The organism is Flavobacterium flevense (assembly GCF_900142775.1).
GTDB lineage: Bacteria > Bacteroidota > Bacteroidia > Flavobacteriales > Flavobacteriaceae > Flavobacterium > Flavobacterium flevense.
Map to the genome: position 1 here is coordinate 1 of NZ_FRCC01000016.1, position 24,705 is coordinate 24,705.

At 36.1% G+C, this 24,705-nt stretch carries 11 protein-coding genes; 10 read left to right on the forward strand and 1 reads right to left on the reverse strand.

From position 1 onward, the window contains the following. The 7 genes from BUB89_RS18120 to BUB89_RS16875 form a co-directional block, all read left to right on the forward strand. Positions 1 to 245 (forward strand): hypothetical protein (locus BUB89_RS18120; protein WP_159434593.1); only part of this gene is annotated, 245 nt, incomplete at its 5' end. 589 nt (positions 246 to 834) lie between these two features. Continuing rightward, positions 835 to 5,748, forward strand: a complete 4,914-nt coding sequence (locus BUB89_RS16845) for a LamG-like jellyroll fold domain-containing protein (protein ID WP_073247234.1) — start codon at positions 835 to 837, stop codon at positions 5,746 to 5,748. 219 nt (positions 5,749 to 5,967) lie between these two features. Next, positions 5,968 to 7,482 (forward strand): ankyrin repeat domain-containing protein, encoded by a 1,515-nt coding sequence (locus BUB89_RS16850; protein ID WP_073247236.1) that lies wholly within the window; start codon positions 5,968 to 5,970, stop codon positions 7,480 to 7,482. Between the two features lie 4 nt (positions 7,483 to 7,486). Then, positions 7,487 to 7,969, forward strand: coding sequence for a DUF2271 domain-containing protein (locus BUB89_RS16855; protein ID WP_073247238.1), 483 nt, complete (start codon positions 7,487 to 7,489; stop codon positions 7,967 to 7,969). A gap of 12 nt (positions 7,970 to 7,981) precedes the next feature. Beyond that, positions 7,982 to 10,162 (forward strand): PepSY domain-containing protein, encoded by a 2,181-nt coding sequence (locus BUB89_RS16860; protein WP_073247241.1) that lies wholly within the window; start codon positions 7,982 to 7,984, stop codon positions 10,160 to 10,162. Positions 10,163 to 10,354: 192 nt separating this feature from the next. Next, positions 10,355 to 11,380, forward strand: a complete 1,026-nt coding sequence (locus BUB89_RS16870; protein ID WP_073247246.1) for an FAD:protein FMN transferase — start codon at positions 10,355 to 10,357, stop codon at positions 11,378 to 11,380. Between the two features lie 377 nt (positions 11,381 to 11,757). Then, positions 11,758 to 21,498, forward strand: a complete 9,741-nt coding sequence (locus BUB89_RS16875; RefSeq protein WP_073247248.1) for a LamG-like jellyroll fold domain-containing protein — start codon at positions 11,758 to 11,760, stop codon at positions 21,496 to 21,498. A gap of 61 nt (positions 21,499 to 21,559) precedes the next feature. On the opposite strand, the gene BUB89_RS16880 is transcribed toward BUB89_RS16875, so the two are convergent. Beyond that, a complete protein-coding gene (locus BUB89_RS16880; RefSeq protein WP_073247250.1) occupies positions 21,560 to 22,015 on the reverse strand; it encodes a DUF4442 domain-containing protein in 456 nt (151 codons plus the stop codon). A gap of 139 nt (positions 22,016 to 22,154) precedes the next feature. Here BUB89_RS16880 and BUB89_RS16885 point away from each other — a divergent pair, with 139 nt between their 5' ends. The 3 genes from BUB89_RS16885 to BUB89_RS16895 all read left to right on the forward strand — a co-directional run bounded on the left by BUB89_RS16885 (position 22,155) and on the right by BUB89_RS16895 (position 24,705). After that, positions 22,155 to 22,610 carry a DUF4870 domain-containing protein gene (locus BUB89_RS16885; RefSeq protein ID WP_073247252.1) on the forward strand — a complete coding sequence of 152 codons (456 nt, stop codon included), beginning with the start codon at positions 22,155 to 22,157 and terminating at the stop codon, positions 22,608 to 22,610. Positions 22,611 to 22,672: 62 nt separating this feature from the next. Continuing rightward, positions 22,673 to 23,011, forward strand: a complete 339-nt coding sequence (locus tag BUB89_RS16890) for a PadR family transcriptional regulator (protein WP_073247255.1) — start codon at positions 22,673 to 22,675, stop codon at positions 23,009 to 23,011. Next, positions 23,008 to 24,705: a PspC domain-containing protein gene (locus BUB89_RS16895; protein ID WP_073247257.1), complete on the forward strand. Its 1,698-nt coding sequence runs from the start codon at positions 23,008 to 23,010 to the stop codon at positions 24,703 to 24,705. Before BUB89_RS16890 ends, BUB89_RS16895 begins: the two co-directional genes overlap by 4 nt.

Here is a 24,705-nt window from a genome sequence, read left to right on the forward strand (position 1 = left end):
TTTTGATGAGTATGTTTGAATTAGGATTTACTTTTGATGTGGGAAAAAGAAACGCATTGTATGCCGCAATGTTTCTTGAAAATGGTTACGGTTCTATTCTGGATCAGGATAAAGATGAATCGTATATAGGATACAATCCAACCTCAGTTACAGAAAGAAAAGCTAATGGATTATATAGTACAGATAAGGATGCAAATATTCGGCCTCTAGCATTTGGTATCACTTTAGCATGGAATTTTAAATAAAGCTATTAGTAAATTTATATTTAAGGAAGCCGGATCAAAACAGATTCGGCTTCCTTTTTTTTGGTAATATAGTCAAAAATGGTTCGGATTTATTCGGTTGAAATCACGCACCAAACCCTTCAAAATCAATTATTTTAAAATTTTTATTCTTCTAATTACATTCCGAAATGCCCTCTTATTTAAGATATTTCTAAGTTCTATATTAACTCCTAGCCGTTTATTTTCAGTTTACATATTAAAAAATATCTCAAAAATACTTGACTTGATTGTAATCGTAATTAATTATACTTATTCGATTATTTTAAAACTCTTCAACATAAAAATCAAAAAGAAAAATACTAGGCATTTTACAACTAAAATCAGTCTTTTTTATCTTAAAAATTCGATACAAACAAAAAAGAAATCTTTTTCTTTCTTTTTTTAATTTAAAATGTATTTCATCGATATTTAAATACTTTTAATCGATTTTATTCGAAAAATAAATACTTTTACATTGTAAAAGACCCCAAAAAATCTATGAATTAATTATTGCTTCTGGATTGTCTTTAAAATACTATAAATAAAATAGTTATAATCTTAAATTCAAACTATGGAACAACTTTACCTAAGCAAAACAAATAAGCATTTTATACACCTGATTATTTTTCTAATTTTATTAGTAAAAACAAACAGCATTACTGCTCAAACAGTTACCGCTCCGCAGGTGAATTTTACGCAAAGAACTTCCACTGCAACACCTTCAAAAGTAATTTATAATATCAAAGGTGACTTTACCATGTTAGGGAATACTAACCTTACTCTCGTAAATTATGGTAACACAACAAACAACGAAAGTAACTTTATGAAGTACGTAGATATTGATGGCGATAGTGATACATGGAATTCCTCTAAGGCTACACTGGAACTTTCTAATGGAGGTGAAAACAGTGCCAACCCTGAATGTTCGACCGTAATTTATGCCGGATTGTATTGGACAGGAAAGTCACAGGATGCGGATACTTTTACTGTATCTAAAGAATCTTCTCTTGAAACCTCAAAAAATGTTACTCACAATGCAACTACAAACATTTCGAATACTAATTATAAATTAACAATAACTAGAGGAGGCTTATTGAATGATTATTATCCTATATACACTTTTACTAACTCCTCAGGAAACACTTATGCTTTCCATTTCACTAATAATAATGGAGGAAATAGGGTTAAACTTTCTATAAACGGTGGAACATTAAATAACATTTCAGTCAACCACAACTCAGGAACAGCTACATTTAGCACGCCTTACTCATTACCTTTAGATGGTACTATTTTAAAAATCAACAGCATAACAAGAAATACATCCCAAACATTAACCCAAGCAGAATACCAAGGTAATTCTATAGCAAACGTCCAAGTTTTTAATTCGATAAACAAAAACTACGACAAAAAAGTAATTTCATTAAAAGGTCCAGGTGCTACTTCCTACACAACGGTAACAGCAAATTCTAATGTTCTATTTCCAGGATCTGCTTACAGCGGCATATTTGTTGGTTATCAGGAAGTCACTGATTATGTTAAAGCACATGGTGCAGGAGCTTATACCGTTGCAGATATTGCCCTAATTGAAGGATCGAACACTCTTCCTGGTTATTCAGGCGGTTGGTCGATGGTCGTTATTTATGAAAACCCCGTAATGAAAAGCCGTGCTGTCACTCTTTTTGATGGTTATGCATACGTAGATGGACAACGTAGTGGTGGTGGTGAATTTGGAAACATTCCTATTTCCGGATTTACAACTGTTCAAGCCGGACCTGTAAATATGAAACTGGGGGTTATGGCTGCCGAGGGAGATGTAGCAACAAATTCCGGAAGTGATTATCTGGCCGTGCAAAAATTAAATTCAGACCCAACTGTTTACAATAGTACCAACTATTTAACCTTAAACCATGCAGGAAACACAACCAATAACTTCTTTAATTCTTCTATTTTTCCAGTTCCGGCATCTGGAACCAGCGATCCTATTTTGCAAAACAATACCGGAGTCGATTTTAGCATGTTTACCATACCTAACGCGGGAAATACTGTAATAGGAAACAATCAAACTTCTACCACTTTTAGATTTGGATCCACTTACGAAGTTTATACCATCTTTGGTTTCGCAATGTCGGTGGACTCTTATGTTCCAGACCCGCAGGGTTTAATTAGTGTCAATTCTATAAACAATGTTACTAATCCTACTGTTTTGAATGCTTTGCCGGGACAAGCAATCAATTTTTCGCTAAATATTACTAATGAAGGGACAGAAGCCACTAACAATACCATTGTTTCTATACCTATTCCTCCCACCGCTATTTTTGACACAGGAACTAATATTACCTATCACACCTATAATGGGTTTACTACAAGCAACATCCCCTATTATGACTCAGCTACCAATGCAATTGTTTGGGATTTAGGAACTTTACCCATCACTGCGAATCAACCTGATTTAATTTATGCTGATTTAAGTTTTGATCTCAATGTAACTACCGATTGTGCTATTTTATTAAGTGCAGGTTGTAATCCCGAAGTCTCATTAGAAACGGGAACAATAACAGGTACTGGTGCCACTTCAGGTACGGCATTTACCAACTATTTTTTCCAGGGTTACGACAATACCATCTGCCAGCAACCTATTGACGGATCCATAAAAGTAGCTATTGACAATAGTTCTTGTTTATCCAGTTTAGCCGGTCCTGATCAGCTAACTTATTGCGGAGGTGAAACAGTAACATTAAATGCCTCCTCAGATACTACAGGCTCATGGTCTATTGTAAGCGGTCCTTCGGGTGGTGAAGAAATTTTCTCTGATAGTACAAGTCCAACCTCTACTTTCTATAGCCCTAACATTGGTACTTATACTTTAATATGGACTACTAGTTGCGGAATCACAGATGATGTTCTGGTTACTTTAGAACTTTGCAATGTGGTTAATTTTGACGGAGTGGATGATAATATCAACTTTAAAAATAAATTCAGCTTAAACAGTGGTAACTTTAGTATGGAGGCCTGGGTAAAATCAAATGCTGCCAACGAAAATACTCAAACTATTCTATCAAAACATCTTAGCCCTACAGCTACTGATGGCTATGATTTAAGAATAACAAATAACATTGTTTCTTTCCATTGGAATAACAATTCTATTGCTGCCACGCATAGTATTGACACGGACAGATGGTACCATATTGCGGTGACTTTTGACGGAAGTAATTATAATTTATACATTGACGGAATACTAGAACAAACAACTTCGGGTACCAATCCGGCAATCAATAATGTTGATTTTATCATTGGTGCAATGAGCCAAAACACAGATGTTCCTTATAATTATTTTAACGGATGGATTGATGAACTTCGTATCTGGGATACTCCTTTATCTGAAGATCAAATCCGAAGAATGATGAATCAGGAAATAGAAAATGACGGAAGCGATAACGTAAAAGGAGCTGTCATCCCTAAAAACATCAGCGGATTGAACTGGACAAATTTATCCGGATACTATCAAATGAATAATACTGACGATGTAAGCAATGGCTATTTAGTCGATAAATCCGGAAATAATAATACCGGAAAATTAAAAGGAATCTATCTTCCTGAACCTGATACTGCCCCTATTCCTTATACTTCCGGAGCAGACGGTGCATGGGAAACTGATGCAACCTGGACACATCATGATGTTTGGGATCCTCCGTATAGTCTGGGAATTGACAACACCACAGTGATCAATTGGAACATTGTAGAAACATCGCATACTATTACTTCTGCGGGAAACAAAACTGTTTTAGGATTATTAGTAAACAACAATACAATTAGTGCTAACAATGATTCTAAAATTGAAATCTCGAGTTATCTGAAACTAAATGGAAAAATAGATTTGGTTGGAAAATCACAATTAATCCAGACCATGGACAGTGACTTAGAGGTAAGCAGTTCAGGTTCTATTGAAAGAGATCAGCAAGGACAATCCAATTTATTTAACTACAATTATTGGAGTGCACCTGTTGGCGCAATCAGCACCACTGCTAATAATGTGAATTATTCGGTAGGAAGCGTCATGAAAGACGGAACAACTTCCACTCCACAAAACATTCAATGGATTGGTGGATATAATGGTTCACCTACAACACCTATCAGTATTGCACGGTACTGGCTTTATAAATTCGATAATTATACCAATGCTTATGCTAATTGGGTACAAATGAACGAAAACTCATCCGTGAGAGTTGGACAAGGCTACACGATGAAAGGTAGTGGCGCCGCATCCAGTACTCAAAATTATACTTTTGTTGGAAAACCAAATAATGGATTAATTACTTCTAATACGGTAAGTGCTAATCAATTATTACTGGCAGGAAATCCCTATCCTTCTTCACTGGATAGTTACGCTTTTATTAATGACAACCAAAATTCAATTAACGGAACTATTTATTACTGGGAACATTATGCCAGCAATAACACCCATATATTGAGAGATTATCAGGGAGGATATGCCACACGTAACTTAACAGGAGGTGTTGCTGCTTCATCAGCAAATGTAGATTTTATAAGCAAATTAGGAACACCATCCAGAGGAATTCCTAACCAATTTATCCCTGTAGGTCAGGCTTTCTTTGTAATTGGAAAAGCTGATACCGGCGGAACAATAATATATAACAATAATCAAAGAGCTTTTCATAAGGAAGATGATGCTGCTAATTCTAATGTAATGTATAAAATTACAGCTCAGACTAAAGAACTATGGCAAAACAATAAAAACGATGAAGTAGTTGAGGAAAAGTATAAAAAAATCCGATTAGGATTTACTTCTCATAATGATTATCATCGTCAGATATTATTAGGATTCATAGACGAAAAAGCCACTGACGCAATGGATTTTGGTTATGATGCTTACAATATGGACAGCCTTCCTAATGACATGTTTTTCTTAATTGGAGCAGATCAATTTGTTATTCAGGGCGTTGGAGCTTTTGATAAAAATGCTTCCTACCCTATTGGAGTAAAAACAAATGCCGAAGGAATTGTAAAATTTATGATTGATGAAACCGAAAATTTTGATGACAATCAAACCATTTATATTTTTGACAGCGAAACCAATACGTATCATAATATCAAAAATCAGAATTTTGAAATTAACCTGCTTGCCGGTACAACTACTACCCGATTCTCTTTGCGCTTTTATAATCCTGCAGATGCACCTATTGAACCGGAAGAACCAGTAGAAATGCCTGAAATTAATTCTGATATTACCATTACACATATCCAAAAATCAGACAATATCAATATTAATAACCAAATTAAAGATTGTAGTGTTACCAAAGTGAGACTCTATAACGAATCAGGAATTGAAATTGAAAATTGGAAAATTCAGGAAAACCGAAACCAGTCAAATATTCAGGTTCACATCAAGAAAACAAAATTAGGAGTGTATATTGTAAAAGTAGAAACTACTGCAGGTGATTTTACTAAAAAAATAATTATTCAATAAAAAAGTTCTGTTATTTACATTCTAAAATAATCCCATAAAAACATCCCAAATTGATTCTTACATCAGTTTGGGATGTTTTTTTTCAAAAAATAACAGAGAACAAAACTCTGAAATCTCGTTTTTATTTTTACATTTGCACTATTTTTATTTATTCTAAATAGAATAACATAATTAAACTAAAACCTATAAATGTTTATCTAATCGAAAAACGATACCATAATGAAGAAAAATCTATTTGTTTCGTTAGCCCTGGCTGCTACTTTTCTGGCTTCGGCTCAACAAAAAAATTCGTTGTTAGAGCAATCTTTCTGGAAAACATCTCCGGATGTTGCAGCTGTAAAAGCAGCAATAGCTAAAGGAGATAATCCCTCAGAAAGTACACAAAATGCTTTTGACGCTGTTGTTTATGCTATAAATAATGAGGCGCCAAATGAAACTATTCAGTTTTTATTAGAACAACCGGGCAATTCTGTCAATAAATCAACTCATGACAACCGTATTTATCTTCACTGGGCAGCATACAAAGGAAATGTTGAACTAGTAAATCATTTGATTGCTAAAGGTTCTGATATTAACCTGGAAGACAGCCACGGTACAACTCCTGTAACTTTTGCTCTTAATGCGGGACAAAAAAACACGGCATTATATGATGCTTTTTTAAAAGCAGGATTAGATGTAAACAAAAAATATAAAGATGGTGCTACTCTTTTACTTTTGGCTGTGCCAAATGACCCCGATTTAACCTTAACCAATTATTTTATTGCTAAAGGATTATCATTAAAAGATACCGATAAAAATGGAAACACTGCTTTTAATTATGCTGCAAGAACAGGAAATATTGCACTTTTAAAAACACTTTTACAAAAAGGAGTAAAACCAACAGATAACGCTCTTATTATTGCTGCTCAGGGTTCGCGCCGTGAAGCAAATACAATTGAAGTTTTTAAATATTTAACTGAGGATTTAAAATTAAATCCGAGCGTAGTTTCTACAGATGGAGAAACGGTTTTACACAGTCTGGTACGTAAACCTAATCAAACTGAAATTATCAATTACTTTTTAAGTAAAGGAATTGACATTAACAAAGCAGATAATGATGGAAATACAGCGTTAATGAATGCTGCATCCGGAAGAGATACGGAAGCATTAGAATTAATCCTTTCCAAAGTAAAAGATGTAAATGTTCAAAATGCTAAAGGAGAATCGGCATTATCAATAGCGGTACAATCCGGAACTCCTGAAGCAGTAGTCCTTTTATTAAATAAAAAAGCTGACATAAATGTCTTGGATAAAGACAACAATAATCTTGGTTATTATTTAATTCAATCCTATCGTCCGCAAATGATGGGAGGACGTGGTCCGGAAGCTGGCGAGGCTCCTAAAGAAGATCCATTTGCAGCAAAATTAAAATTATTACAAGACAACGGATTGAACTTAGCTCAGGCTCAAAAAGACGGAAATACACTCTATCATTTTGCTTTACTGAAAAATGATTTAAATCTACTTCAAAAAATTGCTCCTCTAAATATTGATATCAACGCTAAAAACAAAGATGGATTAACCGCTTTACACAAAGCAGTTATGATTGCAAAAAATGATACTCTGATAAAATATTTACTGGAATCAGGTGCTAAAAAAGACATCAAAACTGACTTTGATGAAAGCGCTTATGACTTAGCTAAAGAAAATGAAACTTTAACCCAAAACAACATTTCAGTTGAAATTTTAAAATAACAAAATGAAAGCTATTATTAAAACAGCCTTAACAGGCGCCTTTATCCTTCTTCTTTCTTTTCAGGCTACTGCACAAAGCAGTAAATACAAATGTATGCTTCAAATGTCTAATTATATGGGCGAAGGTGCTTATGTAGTAGTTTCTTTGATTAATGCTAAAGGAGAATACGAAAAGACACTTTATGTAATGGGTGATGATAAAAAATGGTACAACAGTTTGAAAGAATGGTATAAATTCAATTCAAAAAAACCTTCTAATATTAGTGCTATCACAGGAGCTTCGGTTACTGGTGGTGACCGTAGTATCACAACTATAGAAATAGAAAATTCTAAGATTAATCATGGTTACAAATTGCGTTTTGAATCGGCTGTAGAAGACCAGAAATACCATGTTAATGATGTAGAAATCCCTCTTACTACAGCTGGAATTGCAGCAAAATCAGAAGGAAAAGGATACATCCGTTACGTAAGATTAAGCAAAATTTAAAAGTATAGCTAAATGACTCTTTCTTTTTGGCGGTACTCACATCTCGCTTTGGCGGTATTTTCTGCTGCATTTTTAATTATCGCATCCGTTACCGGTACTATACTTGCAGTAGATGCCATACAGCAGAAAATACCACCGCATCGGGTGGAAAATTTTGAGAATATTACATTGGGGCAAACCCTGGCTGTACTTAAAAAAAACTATCCCGAAATAACCGAAGTAAGTATCGACCACAATCAGTTTGTAACTTTACAGGCGATTGATAATGATGGAAACGATGTCAATGGATATATCAATCCTGCAACAGCGAAAATCATAGGCACTCCGGTTAAAAAAAGTGATTTTATTAATTGGGTTACCGGGCTGCACCGCTCTTTATTTCTACATGAAACAGGACGATTATTTGTAGGAATCAATTCTTTTTTATTAGTACTAATTGCTATTTCAGGTTTTGCCCTTGTTATCAACAGACAAAGGGGTTTACGTAACTTCTTCGCTAAAATTATCAAAGAATATTTCGCCCAATATTACCATGTTTTATTGGGGCGTCTGGCATTAATTCCTATTTTGATTATTGCAATTTCAGGGACTTATTTGTCTATGGAACGTTTTCATCTTTTCGAAAATAAAAATGAAAACCAAACAGAAACACCAACCACAACTGCTGCTAAAAAAACATTCGATTTAAAAAATACTTCTTTAGCCGAGGTTACTAAAATAGAATTTCCTTTTTCAGAGGATCCTGAAGACTATTATATTTTCGAATTAAAAGACCGTAAAATTGAAGTCAATCAATATTCTAACGAAATTATTTCAGAAGAACTTTTCTCCACAACTCAGTTATTATCTGATCTAAGTCTGGATCTGCACACCGGAAGAGCAAACGGCATCTGGGCATTTATCCTTGGATTAGCATCATTAAACATCCTATTTTTTATCTATTCCGGATTTGCTATGACCTTTAAAAGAAGAGCAAGCCGCATCAAAAACAAATTTACAGCCCAGGAAAGCAAATACATTTTATTAGTAGGTTCCGAAAATGGAAGTTCGCTTCGTTTTGCCAATGCTATTTTGAAACAAATCATTGATAATGGCGAAAAAGCACATTTGGCACAATTGAATAATTATACTAGCTATCCAAAAGCCGAGCATTTACTGATTTTCACTTCCACTTATGGTTTGGGCGATGCACCTTCTAACGCAAGTAAATTTGTAAGTCTTTTAGAAACAAACAACCAACAACAACATATTAATTATTCCGTTATTGGTTTTGGATCCAAATCCTATCCTGATTTTTGTGGTTTTGCCAAAGAAATTGATACTCTATTAGAAACTAAAAACTGGGCCAATCGCTTGTTAGCATTGCACACCGTAAATGACAAATCAGCCGAAGAATTTGTAAGCTGGGTAAAATCATGGAGTGCTCAAACCGATATTCCCCTTAGCACTACTCCATCGGTTTACAATCATATCCCAAAAGGTTTACAGCAAGTAATGGTTTTAGATAAAACTACTGTTTCCGAAAAAGAACAAACCTTTTTACTGACTTTAAGAGCCGGAATCCGAAGTAAATTCACCTCCGGAGATCTTTTAGCCATTTATCCTGCTAATGATAATCGCGAACGCTTGTATTCTATTGGAAAGCATACCGGCAATATCCAGCTAGCCGTCAAATTGCATCCTAACGGTTTGGGTTCAGCGTTTTTATACAATTTAAAACCAGGAGACACCATCAAAACTCAAATCATCAATAACCACGCTTTTCATTTTCCGAAAAAAGCGAGACAAGTGGTTTTAATTTCCAATGGAACAGGGATTGCTCCTTTTCTGGGAATGATTGAACAAAATAAAAAGAAGACTGAAATTCATTTGTATTCCGGCTTTCGCCAAAAAACCGAAATTACAGCACATTACGAAAAATTTGCCGCTGAAATGAGGCAAAAACAGTATTTATCACAATTTCATTTGGCTTATTCCCGTGAAGAAAACCACCATTATGTAATGGATTTGATCCAAATGGACGCTGATTTTTTTGCTATTTTATTGCAAAATGACGGCGTAATTATGATTTGTGGCGCACTGGCGATGCAATTTGATGTCGAAAAAGTATTAGATACTATTTGTATTGCTAAAAACAATACCACTCTTTCTGAATATAAAGCTAAAGGTCAAATCCTGACGGATTGTTATTAATTTTACAACTGTCTTATCCATCATTAAGAATAGGTGCACAGATGAAACTGATTTTAACGGATAATCGCAGATTATGGTTTACAAAAGCTCTGAAAAAATCCGTTTTTTATCTGTCCAATCAGTATCATCTGTGGGCTGTTTTTTTATTTAATTCTCTTTTTGCAAACTGTTATTAATTTATACTCTATTTGAATGAAAACCAAATCCTTATCAATCGTAATCTTTTTTACTTTTCTATTATTTGGTTTGTCTTGTCATTCACAAGTTTTACGAAAAAGAACCACTATGCTAATGGGTGGACGTTTTGATATTAGCATTATTGCTAAAGATTCTCTTGCTGCCGAACAAAATATTGATTTTATTATTACCGAAATCAGTCGAATTGAAAACTTAATCTCTGACTGGAAACCCACTTCACAAGTTTCTGAAGTCAATCAAAATGCCGGAATTCGTCCTGTAAAAGTAAATCAGGAAGTATTTGACTTAACAAAAAGAGCGCTCCATCTTTCAAAAATTACCAATGGAGCTTTTGATATAAGCTTTGCAGCAATGGACAAGATTTGGAAATTTGACGGTTCGATGACCGAAATGCCTTCGGCGGAAGCCATAAAAAAATCAGTCGAAAAAGTAGGTTATACAAACATCATTTTAGACAGTGTTAATTCGACTATTTTCTTAAAATTAAAAGGAATGAAAATTGGATTCGGTGCACTTGGCGAAGGCTACGCCACCCACAAATGCCAACAAATGATGCTTGCCAAAGGAATTGAATCCGGAATTGTAAATGCAACTGGTGACATGAGTGTCTGGGGAACACAAATGAACGGGAAGCCATGGAATATTGGTATTACTAACCCTTTCGAACCAAGCTTAATTTTAGCTACAATTTCATTAAAACAAGGCGCTGTGACCACCTCCGGCTCTTATGAAAAGTTTGTTGTTTTTAATGGAAAACGTTATTCTCACATCATCAATCCTGCAACCGGCTATCCATCAACAGGTTTGTGCAGCGTAACGGTTTTTGGTCCTAATGCTGAAACAGCCAATGGTTTTAGTACTTCGGCAATGGTTCTTGGTCAAAAACAGGCTATTCAGCTTCTGAAAAAATATCCTGACTATTATTATATTATGTTTACCGACTCCGGTAAAATGATAAAATCTGAAAACTTCCCTAAACACCAATTAAAAAGGTACAAAACAAAACAAAAATCCAATTAAGAACGGATTATTCATTTCCGCCATTTGGAATAATAAATGCAATTAATCAAGTAGTAAAAATCGTATTTTTTCTGTAAAAATAACGTAAAACAATACTTTCAAAACAATTCACTTCAAATTAAATGTACTTTATCGAGTTATACTACACATCATCGATTAAAGTATAATTACCAAGGTGTAATATCTAATTTTACATTGTTACTTAATAAGTAGACATCAACAAATTGATCCTAAATGTTTTATTGGATTTTACATTTATAAAACATCGCCTTTTCCCTAAGAAGTGAGAATTATTTTTATCTATCTCTTAACACATTTACAGGCTAATTAAAGCCTGTGAATTAAAAGTTGTTTTCTGAAATTTAATCCAATAAATTATGAAACAAAAATACCTACTATTACTATTTATCGTATTTAATTTAATTGGTTCTTATGCTCAGGTCAATGGTGATTTCAGATCTAAATCTTCCGGAGATTGGGAATCAGTATCCTCATGGGAAACATGGTCTGGTGGTTTATGGATTAATGCTACTAGTTATCCGGGTCAAATAAACGGAACCTATGCGATTACAATTAACACAGGCAATACTATTACGGTTACTACAAATCTGGTTACCGCTTCTATGGGGGATTTAACTGTGAATGGTGTTTTAAATTTATTAGCGGGTTCCAATCCCAAAAAAGTAGATTTAAAAACACCTCTTTTGTACCTGAGTGCTAGCGGTATTTTGAATTTTTCCAACCAAAAAACACAATTGTATTTACCCAACAATGGAATCATTAAAATCGATGCAGGCGGTACTATATCAGGTGCATGTTCGAATAATACTGAAATGTACATTGATAATAAACTTATTGCTGTTTGCAATGGATCAGGAAATAGTGATATTTTAACATTTGGAGAAATTGTTGCCGGTTCAGGAACATTAAATGCCAACATTACAACACCCGTTGGTTTTTCTTCAACTCTTTGTAATGGAACAAATATAGTACTAACCGGAGGATATACCGGAACTCCAAGCGGTGCCGTTACTTATCTATGGACAGTAAAAGATCCTGCTAATGCCGATGTTGTAATCGCCAATAATACCTCAACTTCAACTTCTTTTACTCCCACACTTTCTGGACTGTACAGCATTTCATTTACAGTTACTGATGGAACTGCTTTTTCTAATATCGAAACAAAAACAGTCACACTACAATCAGTTGTTAGTCCGGGAACTATAGGAAATACACAAATGATCTGTAGCGGAACAGCTCCTGATCAGCTTACTTCTACTATGGATGGAACTGGTGATGGAACGATTTCTTATGAATGGCAAACCAATGCCAGTGGTAGTTTCCAAACTATAGGAGGAGCAACAGCAGCAACCTATAGTCCTCCTGCATTAACTGCTACAACAACTTACCAAAGAAGAACGGTTGCTACATTAAACGGAGTAGCTTGTTATTCAGACTATACAACTCCTGTAACAATTACTGTTGGAGATACCACCAACCCGGTTTTAACTGCCGAAGCCAATCAGAATGTAACGCTGGATGCAAATTGTTCAGTTACAATTCCGAATCTAGTGGACGGTTCTTCTGCAACTGATAATTGTATTGGAACTACCATTACTCAAAGTCCAGTGGCGGGAACAACTCAGGCTGCCGTTCACAACGGAACTATTAATGTTACCGTAACCGCTATCGATGCTGCCGGAAATACAGACTCTGAAATTATTGTCATTACTGCAAAAGATTTGGCTGCTCCTGTTTTAACTGCCGAAGCCGCTCAGAATGTAACGCTGGATGCAAATTGTTCAGTTACAATTCCAAATCTAGTGGACGGTTCTTCTGCAACTGATAATTGCATTGGAACTACCATTACTCAAAGTCCAGCTGCCGGAACAACTCAGGCTGCTATTCACAACGGAACGATGAATATTACCGTAACCGCTACCGATGCTGCCGGAAATACCGATTCTGAAATTATTGTCATTACTGCAAAAGATTTGACTGCTCCTGTTTTAACTGCCGAAGCCAATCAGAATGTAACGCTGGATGCAAATTGTTCAGTTACAATTCCGAATCTAGTTGACGGTTCTTCTGCAACTGATAATTGTATTGGAACTACCATTACTCAAAGTCCAGTGGCGGGAACAACTCAGGCTGCTGTTCATAACGGAACGATTAATGTGACCGTAACTGCTACCGATGCTGCCGGAAATACCGATTCTGAAATTATTGTCATTACTGCCAAAGATTTGGCTGCTCCTGTTTTAACTGCCGAAGCTGCTCAGAATGTACCTTTAAACGCAAGTTGTTCAGTTACAATTCCAAATCTGGTTGACGGTTCTTCCGCTACTGATAATTGTCTTGGAACTACCATTACTCAAAGTCCAGCGGCGGGAACTACTCAGGCTGCTGTTCAAAATGGAACTATTAATATTACCGTAACCGCTACCGATGCTGCCGGAAATACAGACTCTGAAATTATTGTCATTACTGCAAAAGATTTGGCTGCTCCTGTTTTAACTCCCGAAGCCAATCAGAATGTAACTTTAAACGCCAGTTGTTCGGTTACGATTCCGAATTTGGTTGACGGTTCTTCCGCTACTGATAATTGTCTTGGAACTACCATTACTCAAAGTCCAGCTGCGGGAACTACTCAGGCTGCTGTTCACAATGGAACGATCAATATTACCGTAACGGCTACCGATGCTGCCGGAAATACTGATGCTGAAATTATTGTCATTACTGCAAAAGATTTGGCTGCTCCTGTTTTAACTCCCGAAGCCAATCAGAATGTAACTTTAAACGCCAATTGTTTGGTTACAATTCCAAATCTCGTTGACGGTTCTTCTGCAACTGATAATTGTACCGGAACTACCATTACCCAAAATCCAGCTGCCGGAACAACTCAGGCTGCCGTTCACAACGGAACGATTAATATTACCGTAACCGCTACCGATGCTGCCGGAAATACTGATGCTGAAATTATTGTCATTACTGCAAAAGATCTAACGGCTCCTGTTTTAACTGCCGAAGCTGCTCAGAATGTAACTTTAAACGCCAGTTGTTCGGTTACAATTCCAAATCTAGTGGACGGTTCTTCTGCTAGCGATAATTGTATTGGAACTACCATTACTCAAAGTCCAGCGGCGGGAACAACTCAGGCTGCCGTTCACAACGGAACGATGAATATTACCGTAACCGCTACCGATGCTGCCGGAAATACTGATTCTGAAATTATTGTCATTACTGCAAAAGATTTGGCTGCTCCTGTTTTAACTCCCGAAGCCAATCAGAATGTAACTTTAAACGCCAATTGTTTGGTTACAATTCCAAATCTCGTTGACGGTTCTTCTGCAACTGATAATTGTACCGGAACTACCATTACCCAAAATCCAGCTGCCGGAACAACTCAGGCTGCCGTTCACAACGGAACGATTAATATTACCGTAACCGCTACCGATGCTGCCGGTAATACCGATTCTGAAATTGTTGTCATTACCGCAAAAGATTTGACAGCTCCTGTTTTAACTGCCGAAGCCGCTCAGAATGTAACTTTAAACGCCAGTTGTTTGGTTACAATTCCGAATCTGGTTGACGGTTCTTCTGCAACTGATAATTGTACCGGAACTACCATTACTCAAAGTCCAGCGGCGGGAACCACTCAGGCTGCCGTTCACAACGGAACGATTAATGTGACCGTAACGGCTACCGATGCTGCCGGAAATACCGACTCTGAAATTATTGTCATTACTGCAAAAGATTTAGCTGCCCCTGTTTTAACTGCCGAAGCCAATCAGAATGTAACTTTAAACGCCAGTTGTTCAGTTACGATTCCAAATCTCGTTGACGGTTCTTCTGCAACTGATAATTGTACCGGAACTACCATTACCCAAAATCCAGCTGCCGGAACAACTCAGGCTGCCGTTCACAACGGAACGATTAATATTACCGTAACCGCTACCGATGCTGCCGGTAATACCGATTCTGAAATTGTTGTCATTACCGCAAAAGATTTGACAGCTCCTGTTTTAACTGCCGAAGCCAATCAGGATGTAACTTTAAACGCTAGTTGTTTGGTTACAATTCCAAATCTGGTTGACGGTTCTTCCGCAACTGATAATTGTATTGGAACTACCATTTCCCAAAGTCCAGCTGCCGGAACAACTCAGGCTGCCGTTCACAACGGAACGATTAATATTACCGTAACCGCTACCGATGCTGCCGGAAATACAGACTCTGAAATTATTGTCATTACTGCAAAAGATTTGGCTGCTCCTGTTTTAACTGTTGGTGGAAACCAAACAGCAAATACAAATGCTGGTCTTTGTACTGCTTCGGTTGCGGTAACTAACGTCACTTTCTCTGATAATTGTAGTGGCGCAAATCTTTCCTATAGCCTTAGCGGAGTTACAACAAAAACAACAACCGCGGGTCAAGTAGGGACTTACATCTTTAACAGAGGAGTAACCACCATTCTTTACACGGTAACTGATGCTGCGGGAAACAGTACCACCGGATCTCAAACAATAACTGTAACCGATAATATCAAACCTACAATAACAGCTCCTCCTGCAATTAATACAACTACAAATACCGCTTGTACTGCAACCGGAATAGTTTTAGGTACTCCTGTAACAGCTGATAATTGTGCCGTAGCAACAGTAACTAACAATCACCCATCAACAACTTATCCGTTAGGGAACACTACTGTAATTTGGACAGTAACCGATACTTCCGGAAATACTGCAACAGCTAATCAAATTGTTACCGTTACAGATACTATTCCTCCAAGCATTACTTGTCCCGGAAACATCAGTGCGAACACAAGTGCAAACGGAACTGGTGATTGTTACACAACTGTAAACATTGGTACACCTGCAACAAATGATAACTGCGGCATTGCCTCTGTAATTGCCAGAGTATCCGGAACTGTAATCGATACTGCTACTTATCAATTCCCAATAGGCAATACCACTGTAAACTGGACAGTTACTGATAATGCAGGATTAACTGCTTTTTGTAACCAAACCATTAGCGTAGTTGATAATGAAAACCCGTCTATAAGTTGTCCGGGAGATCAAAATGTGAACTACAATGCTAATTGTGCATTTTCATTACAGGATTATACCTCACTTGCCACAGCTTCAGACAACTGTGATACAAATTTAACTATTACTCAGACTCCTGCTCCCGGAACATTAATTACTGCTGCAACGACTGTAGTAACACTTACTGCTACCGATGATGCCAACAGAACAAATAGCTGTACCTTTAAAGTTAGCGCAATAGACAACATTGCACCAACAGCCGTTTGTAAAAACTACACCGCTATTTTAAGCAGCAACGGTACAGTAACCATTTCAGGATTGAATTTAGATAATGGATCATCTGACAATTGTGGAATTGCCAGTATAACTGTAACTCCAAATTCGTTTAATTGTAGTAATGTAGGCGATAATCCGGTTATTTTTACTGTGTATGATAATGGTGGAAATAGTGCCAGCTGTAATGCAATTGTTACTGTCGCTGACAACACAGCACCAACAGTAATATGCAAAAACTATGTTGTAGTGGTGAATGCTATTACACGGATTGCAACCATAAAAGCCTCAGATGTTGATAATGGTTCCAATGATGCCTGTGGAATTGCATCATTAACAGTCTTCCCTGCTACATTTGCCGAATCGCCTAATGTTTATACAACTACAACCACTTTGACAGCTGTTGATACTAATGGAAATTCAAATAGTTGTACAGCTACAATTACAGTGGAACCTCCTAAAAATCAATTTACTTATTTAACCGGGGTAATCGTAAATCCTGTGCCTGATAATCCACAACCGGCAAGTGCATTAGTAGAAGTCACAGCTTGTCCTGGTGGAATTACAGTTCCTAAAGACATCCAATTTACATTACAGGCTATTGGCACTTATAACTTGCAAGCTTCTGATGTTATTAATTGGGAGTACTCAAATGATAATGGTGAAACCTGGATTGTAATCCCCAATACTGCTGGTTTACTAACTTATACTTTAATTGGATTAACAAGCGATACCTTTGTTCGTTTAAGAATTTATGACAATACAAGTGGCACTCCTCAAATAAAAACTTCTGCCGAAGCTTATGCGAGATTCTTACCTCCTGATGAACCTCCTATCATTGTTAGTCATACGGCTTTAGATATTTGTCTGGGAGATTCAGTAACTGTAAATGCAGAGAGTTTTTACGATCAGCCCGAAGGCCAATTTGGTAAAGGAGGAAAATTTAATTATGCCCAACCTGACGGATGGCGTGTGGATGGTTTAGACGGATTTTTTCCTGCCAGCGGAAATACCAATAGTCAACCTACCTGGAAAGAAACCAATTCAAACAGCAATCCAAATACAACCTTTAGTGGCATTAATTACGATACTTCAGACAATACTAAATTTGCTATTGCTCATGCAGCTCAGGCTAACAGAACTACAACATTAGAAACACCTGTATTCAGCACGATAGGTATGACCTCCAGTGAAGCAATATTAACTTTTTACACAGCTTACTATTTTTGTAATGGTGGTTCCGGGAAAATCGAATTATCTTTTGACGCTGGAAATACGTACACAGTGACATTAAATACAATGCAAAATGATGTTTTAACAGCTGGAAACACTACAGGTGTACATACCTACAAAGGATCAAATTGTACCAAACAATATCCTGTAGCTGATGCGTTCCGATACACCTCCCTTAATCTGGGACCTTATGCTGGTCTTGCAGGATTGCGCGTTAAATTTACCTTTAATTCCGGTCCAAGCGGAGGAAGCTGTAACAATGTAATTTTTCCAAAACACGCCTCTAACAACTGTCCTACTAATCAATCTTTCAACGTAGGTAGTGGATGGGCTATAGATGATGTTGGTTTTACTTTTGGAACTGTTGATGATGAGTTAGAATGGACAGATGAAGACGGTAATGTTATAGCTAAAGGAACAACAGCAACTGTTACTCCTGTTACTCCCGGTATTAGAGAATATGGTGTAACTACGCTGGTAAATGGCTGTAGAACTGATAATGATGCCGGAACTAATTATGTTAACATCAATACAAGTTTAGCTTATGCAGGTGAAGATTATACACCACTAGCGAGTAATTGTGGAGAAAATACAATCCAGTTAAATGCTTACGACAACACGAAGTCAGCAGTAACTAATTACACTAAAGGAGCCTGGAAAACTAATCTTTATGTAGTTCCTGACACAGCTTCGGGAGATACTGATTATCCCGGAACAGGAATCACAGGAACATGGAGCATTATGAGTGCCAGTTCCAGTTCTTGTGGTAATTCTGCTGTTTTTTCCAGTGCAACCGATCCTGATGCTGTTTTTACAGCTGATCCCGGAAGCTACACCTTAAGATGGACGCTTTCTAATGGTTGCTTTGATGAAAAAAATATTACTATTATTGATTGTAAATCGGTGGATTTTGATGGTAGTAACGATTATGTTTCATTCAAAGACAATTACAATCTCAATAGCAATTTTAGTATTGAAACATGGGTAAAACCAAATTCTATCAACGGAATCCGAACTGTTTTCTCCAGAAAAAATGCTGGTGATAATACTAAAGGTTATGACTTAAGCATTGTAAATGGTCAGGTACAATTCAATTGGTATACCGCTTCCGGAGCTAATACTATAACAACCGGAAGTTATGGCATAGCTACTGACAGATGGTATCATGTAGCGGTTACTTTTGACGGATCAACGTATAAACTATATATTGATGGTCTTGAAATAGCGACTAAAAGCGGAGCTGCTCCTCTGCAAACATCAGCCAATGTGGAAGCGCTCTTAGGAGCAATGGATCAATTATCGACTAACATTCCGGTCAATTATTTTCATGGATGGGTTGATGAGGTTAAAATTTGGAATAAAGCTTTAGCTGTTGAGCAAATAAGACAAATGATGAATCAGGAAATTGATGCCTTAGGAACTGATGTTGGAGGTGTTGTTATTCCTTTACGAATATCGGGTTCTGACAATGACAATAATGGCGTTGAAGACAGTCCTTTATTATGGGCAGATCTTTCAGGTTATTACCGTATGACTACAAATTGTGGTAATCTGGATGCCTTCAAGGGAGTTAGTGGCCGACTTCACAACATCAACACCAGCGAACAACAAACCGCTCCTATTCCGTACACCTCAAGAGTTTCTAACCAAACCTGGAATACGGATAACACCTGGACCAATTTTGATGTTTGGAATTACCCTAACAGCACAGGTATCAACAACCAGCCTATCAATTGGAATATTGTAAAAATCAATCATAAAGTAACTTCAAACACACAAGATCTAACACTACTGGGGCTAATTGTGATGTCTAATGAATTAATTATTACTAATTCAGGAACACAGGATGAAAATAATATCGGACACGGATTATGGATTACACATTATTTAAAATTAGACGGCAAAATTGATTTGATAGGCGAATCACAATTAGTACAAAAACGCTATACTGCTTCTCAATTTAGTGAAAGTATTTTTGAAGAAAACAGTACCGGATTTATCGAAATAGACCAACAAGGCAAGAAAAACAGTTTCAATTATAATTACTGGTCTTCTCCTGTAAGCAATCGTGGAGCTGCAAATAATTCCTCTTATTCGATGTCAAATATTTTAAGAGATGGTACCGATACTGCTAATCCAAAAACAATCACTTTTGGTGATGGTGCTTATTTTGCCGATGGTCCATTGTCCAGTCCTATCAAAATTAGTAATCGATGGATTTGGACTTATAACTCTCTCAGACCGGAGTCTAATACACATTGGGAAAATTACTACCAATGGCAATACAAAGCCAATACAGGACTTATAGCTGCCGGCGATGGAATTACCATGAAAGGAACCGGAGGAACTGCCCCAATAAATACTACCCAAAACTATGTATTTACAGGAAAGCCTAATTCAGGAACCATCAATAAATTTATGGCCTTGACTCAAACTTATTTAATTGGAAATCCGTATCCAAGTGCACTGGATGCCGATGAATTTATAAAAGATAATTTAAAAGATTGTAGCGGTTGCCGAGGAACTATCAACTCATTTAATGGTGCGCTTTATTTGTGGGATCATTTTGGATTGTCTAATAATCATATTCTGGCACAATATGAAGGAGGCTATGCAGTCTATACATTAACGGGTGGTGTAGCAGCTATTGCTAACGATCCTCTTAATGTAAATAATGGCGCAACGGGATCTAAAATCCCGCAACGGTATATGCCTGTTGGGCAGGCATTTCTGATTGATGCAGCTCTAAACAGTACTGTTCAGGGTGGAACTTTTACCTTTAAAAACAGTCAACGTGCTTTTGTTAGAGAAACCTCAGGAAATTCTATTTTCATGAAAGTTGCCAACGATAAAAATTCTTTTGCTGCTAGAGAAACATTGGATAAAAGAATGAAAATTCGATTAGGATTTGATTCTGCCATTGGTAACCACCGACAAATTCTGGTAGGAACTGACCCCAACACAACTAACAAATTTGATTTGGGCTACGATGCTAAAATGATCGAAATTAAAGGCAACGACATCTACTGGGAATTAGAAAACCTACCGCTAATCATTCAGGGGATTCCTAATTTTGATACCGAACAAATTATTCCGTTTGGTGTAAAAATCACTGATGAAGGAAAAGCAACGATAAAAATTGATGCCTTAGAAAATGTCCCTAATAGTCTTGATATTTATATTTACGACAGTACAACAAAAAGCTATTATGATTTAAGAAAAGACAATTTTGAAATTTCACTTACTGCCGGAGAATACAACAATCGCTTCTCTTTGCAATTTGTAAACAAAACCAATAGTATCAACGAAACCAATGTTGAAAACGGTATTATTTGTTATTATACGAATGAAAATAAAATGTTGAATATCAAAAACTACTTGTACGATACAAACATCGAATCGGTTTCTTTGTTCAACATCAACAGACAAAAAATAGGCAGCTGGAAAATCACAACTGAAGAACAAAGCTTCCTTCAGATTCCAATAAATAATGTAAGTACTGCTGTTTATATTGTCTTAATTGAAACCAATAAAGGAGAATTCAGCCAAAAAATAATTATCAAATAAGTCCAAAACCAAACCCTGGAAACCGGAAACACTTTCATGAAACTTTTTCATGGAAGTGTTTTTATTTTTTCAATTTAATGGTCCATTCAAAATCCATTTCAGAAACGGCTTCTCCTTTTTCATTTGTTCCAATGGATTTTAACCAAAAAGTTTGTCCTTCTCCTGTACTTATCGTTTGGCTGATTGCATTTTCAATTTCATTGTTATTTTGACATGTAAAAGTAATTCTGCCTGTTGCTTTTTTAGAAAAACTGCTTTTATTAGCAGCCACCAGCATGGCAATATTTTGCTTACTATTTTGAATATGCAGCATTACTAAGGCTCCGGTAGATAATTCGGCAGCCATTGCCTGAACAGCAAAATACATCGACTTAAACGGATTCTGGTTTATCCATCGGTGCTTTACTGATACGACACATTTGTTATATACAATTTCTTTCACCCGCACTCCGCAAATAAATGCTGAGGGTAATTTGAATAATAAAAAACGATTAAAATTGGCCGCTGTGAGTTTCATTGTCTTTGATTTTGAACCAATATACAAAATAATCACAAGCTTTAAAAAGTTAAAATAATGTTAATTTTAAGTACTTTGCAATACATAATACCTTCTTAAAGATATATATTTGTATAAGAAATTACTAAAACCTATAAAAATGGAAACCAACAGTAACAAAACCACTGCAGCAATAACTCATTTGAGCGCTTTAACGCAATACTTTATCCCTTTTGGAAATTTTATTTTTCCAATTATAATTTGGAGCAGCAAAAAAGAGCAATCTGAATTTATTGATTATCACGGCAAACAAGTGCTTAATTTTCAATTGAGTATTTTTATTTACTCCTTAATTCTGGGAATTATTGCCATACCGGTATTGCTTTTTACCATTTTCAACGGAGTTTCATTAGAGGCTCTGATTAATGACAATGATTTTATATGGTCTCAACTGGATCTGGGTAATTTAATAGGCGAAATAACTTTTGGAATCCTACTCCTGATTGCTTTTTTTCTATTAAAAGTATTTGAATTTTTCTTAATAATCATTGCTGCTATAAATGCTTCAAACGGAGAAAGATACAAATACCCCATTACAATAAATTTCATCAAATAAGGCGCTCATGAAATCATTTTATATCAAAAAAACAATCAAATTCAATAACAAAATAAAATCATATGAACATTGAAAACACAAAAGCCCAGATGCGAAAAGGTGTTCTCGAGTTTTGCATCTTATCTGTCTTAAAACAGCAGGATGCCTATACATCCGAAATATTGGAAACCTTAAAAAACGCAAAACTGTTAGTCGTAGAAGGAACTATTTATCCCTTATTAACACGACTAAAAAATGACGGATTGTTAAATTACCGATGGGAAGAATCCACTTCAGGACCACCCAGAAAGTACTATGGTCTCACTGAAACAGGACAGACTTTTCTGGACGAACTTAATGGAACCTGGACCGAATTATCCAATGCCGTAAACCTAATCACAAATCAAAAAACGGAGTCATGAATAAAACTGTAAACATCAACTTAGGCGGAATGTTCTTCCATATTGACGAAGATGCATACCAAAAACTATCTCGCTATTTTGACGCAATTAAGCGCTCACTTTCAAATTCATCCGGAAAAGATGAAGTAATCAAAGATATTGAAATGAGAATAGCGGAGTTACTGAATGAAAAACTAAAAAATGATAAGCAGGTAGTTATTTTAAATGATATTGATGCCATTATTGCTGTGATGGGACAACCCGAAGATTATATCATTGAAGACGAACCACAATCATTTGAAAACACACCATACAACACTGCAATTAAGTCTAAAAAACTGTACCGCGATAGCGAAAAAGGAATGATTGGTGGTGTTGCTTCCGGATTGAGTTATTATTTTGGGATTGATGCAGTCTGGATTCGAATTATATTAGTGCTCTTTATCTTTGCCGGTTTTGGAACAGGAATTATCGCCTATATTATTTTGTGGATTGTAACTCCCGAAGCAAAAACTACATCCGAAAAACTGGAAATGACCGGAGAGGCTGTCAATATTTCGAATATCGAAAAAAAAGTGAGGCAGGAATTTGAAAACGTTTCAGAAAAAATAAAAAATGCCGATTATGATAAATATGGAAATCAGATCAAAACAGGTGCTAACAGAGTGGGAAACTCATTAGGAAATCTTATCATTGGTTTTTTTAAAATAATCGCTAAGTTTCTGGGGCTTTTCTTAATCATTGCAGGGCTTAGTACGCTGGCATTTTTACTGATTGGTGTTTTTACTTTAGGAACAAATTCTTTTATTGAACTGCCGTGGCAGGGATTTGTTGAATCAGGTAATTTTACCGATTATCCTATTTGGGTCTTTGGATTACTGATGTTTTTTGCAGCAGGTATTCCGTTCTTTTTCCTTACTTTGTTAGGATTTAAACTATTGGCTCCTAATACAAAATCGATTGGTTCTATTGCTAAATATACCTTGCTGGCTCTTTGGATTATCGCTATTTCCTTAGTAATTGCTCTTGGTATCAAGCAAGCCTCAGCCTTTGCAATGGATGGTCGTGTTGTTAAAAAAGAAACACTTACTCTGGCTGTAAAAGATACTTTGCTTGTTAAATTTAAACACAATGATTTTTTTGCCAAAGACATTTATGATCGTTCTGAATTTAAAATCACGACTGATTCAACTAATAATGATATCATCTATTCGAATGAAGTGCGTTTTCGAATAAAAAAATCAAACGAGAATTATTCTTATATTCAAATCGAAAAAGAAGCCAAAGGAAAGTCTTTTTCCGAAGCCAGAAAAAATGCGGATCAAATTCGTTACGAATATAAAATAATTGGAAACCAACTTGTATTTGACAATTACTTACTGACCGATTTAAAGAATAAATTTAGAAATCAGGAAGTTGAAATTACCTTATTTCTAACTGAAGGAACTGTTTTTAAAGTGGATTCTTCCGCTAATGATTACGATCGATCAGATGATGATTTCTTTGATTTAGATCACGACATGAACGAAGCTCTATATAAAGTGAATGCTTTTGAAGTATCCTGTTTAAATTGTACTGATAGCAACTTGGAAAACGACAACGAATCTGCTTCAGTAACTGTTAATGAAGATGGAATTACAGTAAAAAAAGATAGTGTAAATGGGGTTTCTAAACTAAAGGTAGATAAAAACGGTATCATTATTAAAACCTATTGA

Coding starts and splice junctions, on each gene's coding strand:
- BUB89_RS16845 (WP_073247234.1), top strand. CDS start 835: ATGGAACAACTTTACCTAAGCAAAACAAATAAGCATTTTATACACCTG.
- BUB89_RS16850 (WP_073247236.1), top strand. CDS start 5,968: ATGAAGAAAAATCTATTTGTTTCGTTAGCCCTGGCTGCTACTTTTCTG.
- BUB89_RS16855 (WP_073247238.1), top strand. CDS start 7,487: ATGAAAGCTATTATTAAAACAGCCTTAACAGGCGCCTTTATCCTTCTT.
- BUB89_RS16860 (WP_073247241.1), top strand. CDS start 7,982: ATGACTCTTTCTTTTTGGCGGTACTCACATCTCGCTTTGGCGGTATTT.
- BUB89_RS16870 (WP_073247246.1), top strand. CDS start 10,355: ATGAAAACCAAATCCTTATCAATCGTAATCTTTTTTACTTTTCTATTA.
- BUB89_RS16875 (WP_073247248.1), top strand. CDS start 11,758: ATGAAACAAAAATACCTACTATTACTATTTATCGTATTTAATTTAATT.
- BUB89_RS16880 (WP_073247250.1), bottom strand. CDS start 22,015: ATGAAACTCACAGCGGCCAATTTTAATCGTTTTTTATTATTCAAATTA.
- BUB89_RS16885 (WP_073247252.1), top strand. CDS start 22,155: ATGGAAACCAACAGTAACAAAACCACTGCAGCAATAACTCATTTGAGC.
- BUB89_RS16890 (WP_073247255.1), top strand. CDS start 22,673: ATGAACATTGAAAACACAAAAGCCCAGATGCGAAAAGGTGTTCTCGAG.
- BUB89_RS16895 (WP_073247257.1), top strand. CDS start 23,008: ATGAATAAAACTGTAAACATCAACTTAGGCGGAATGTTCTTCCATATT.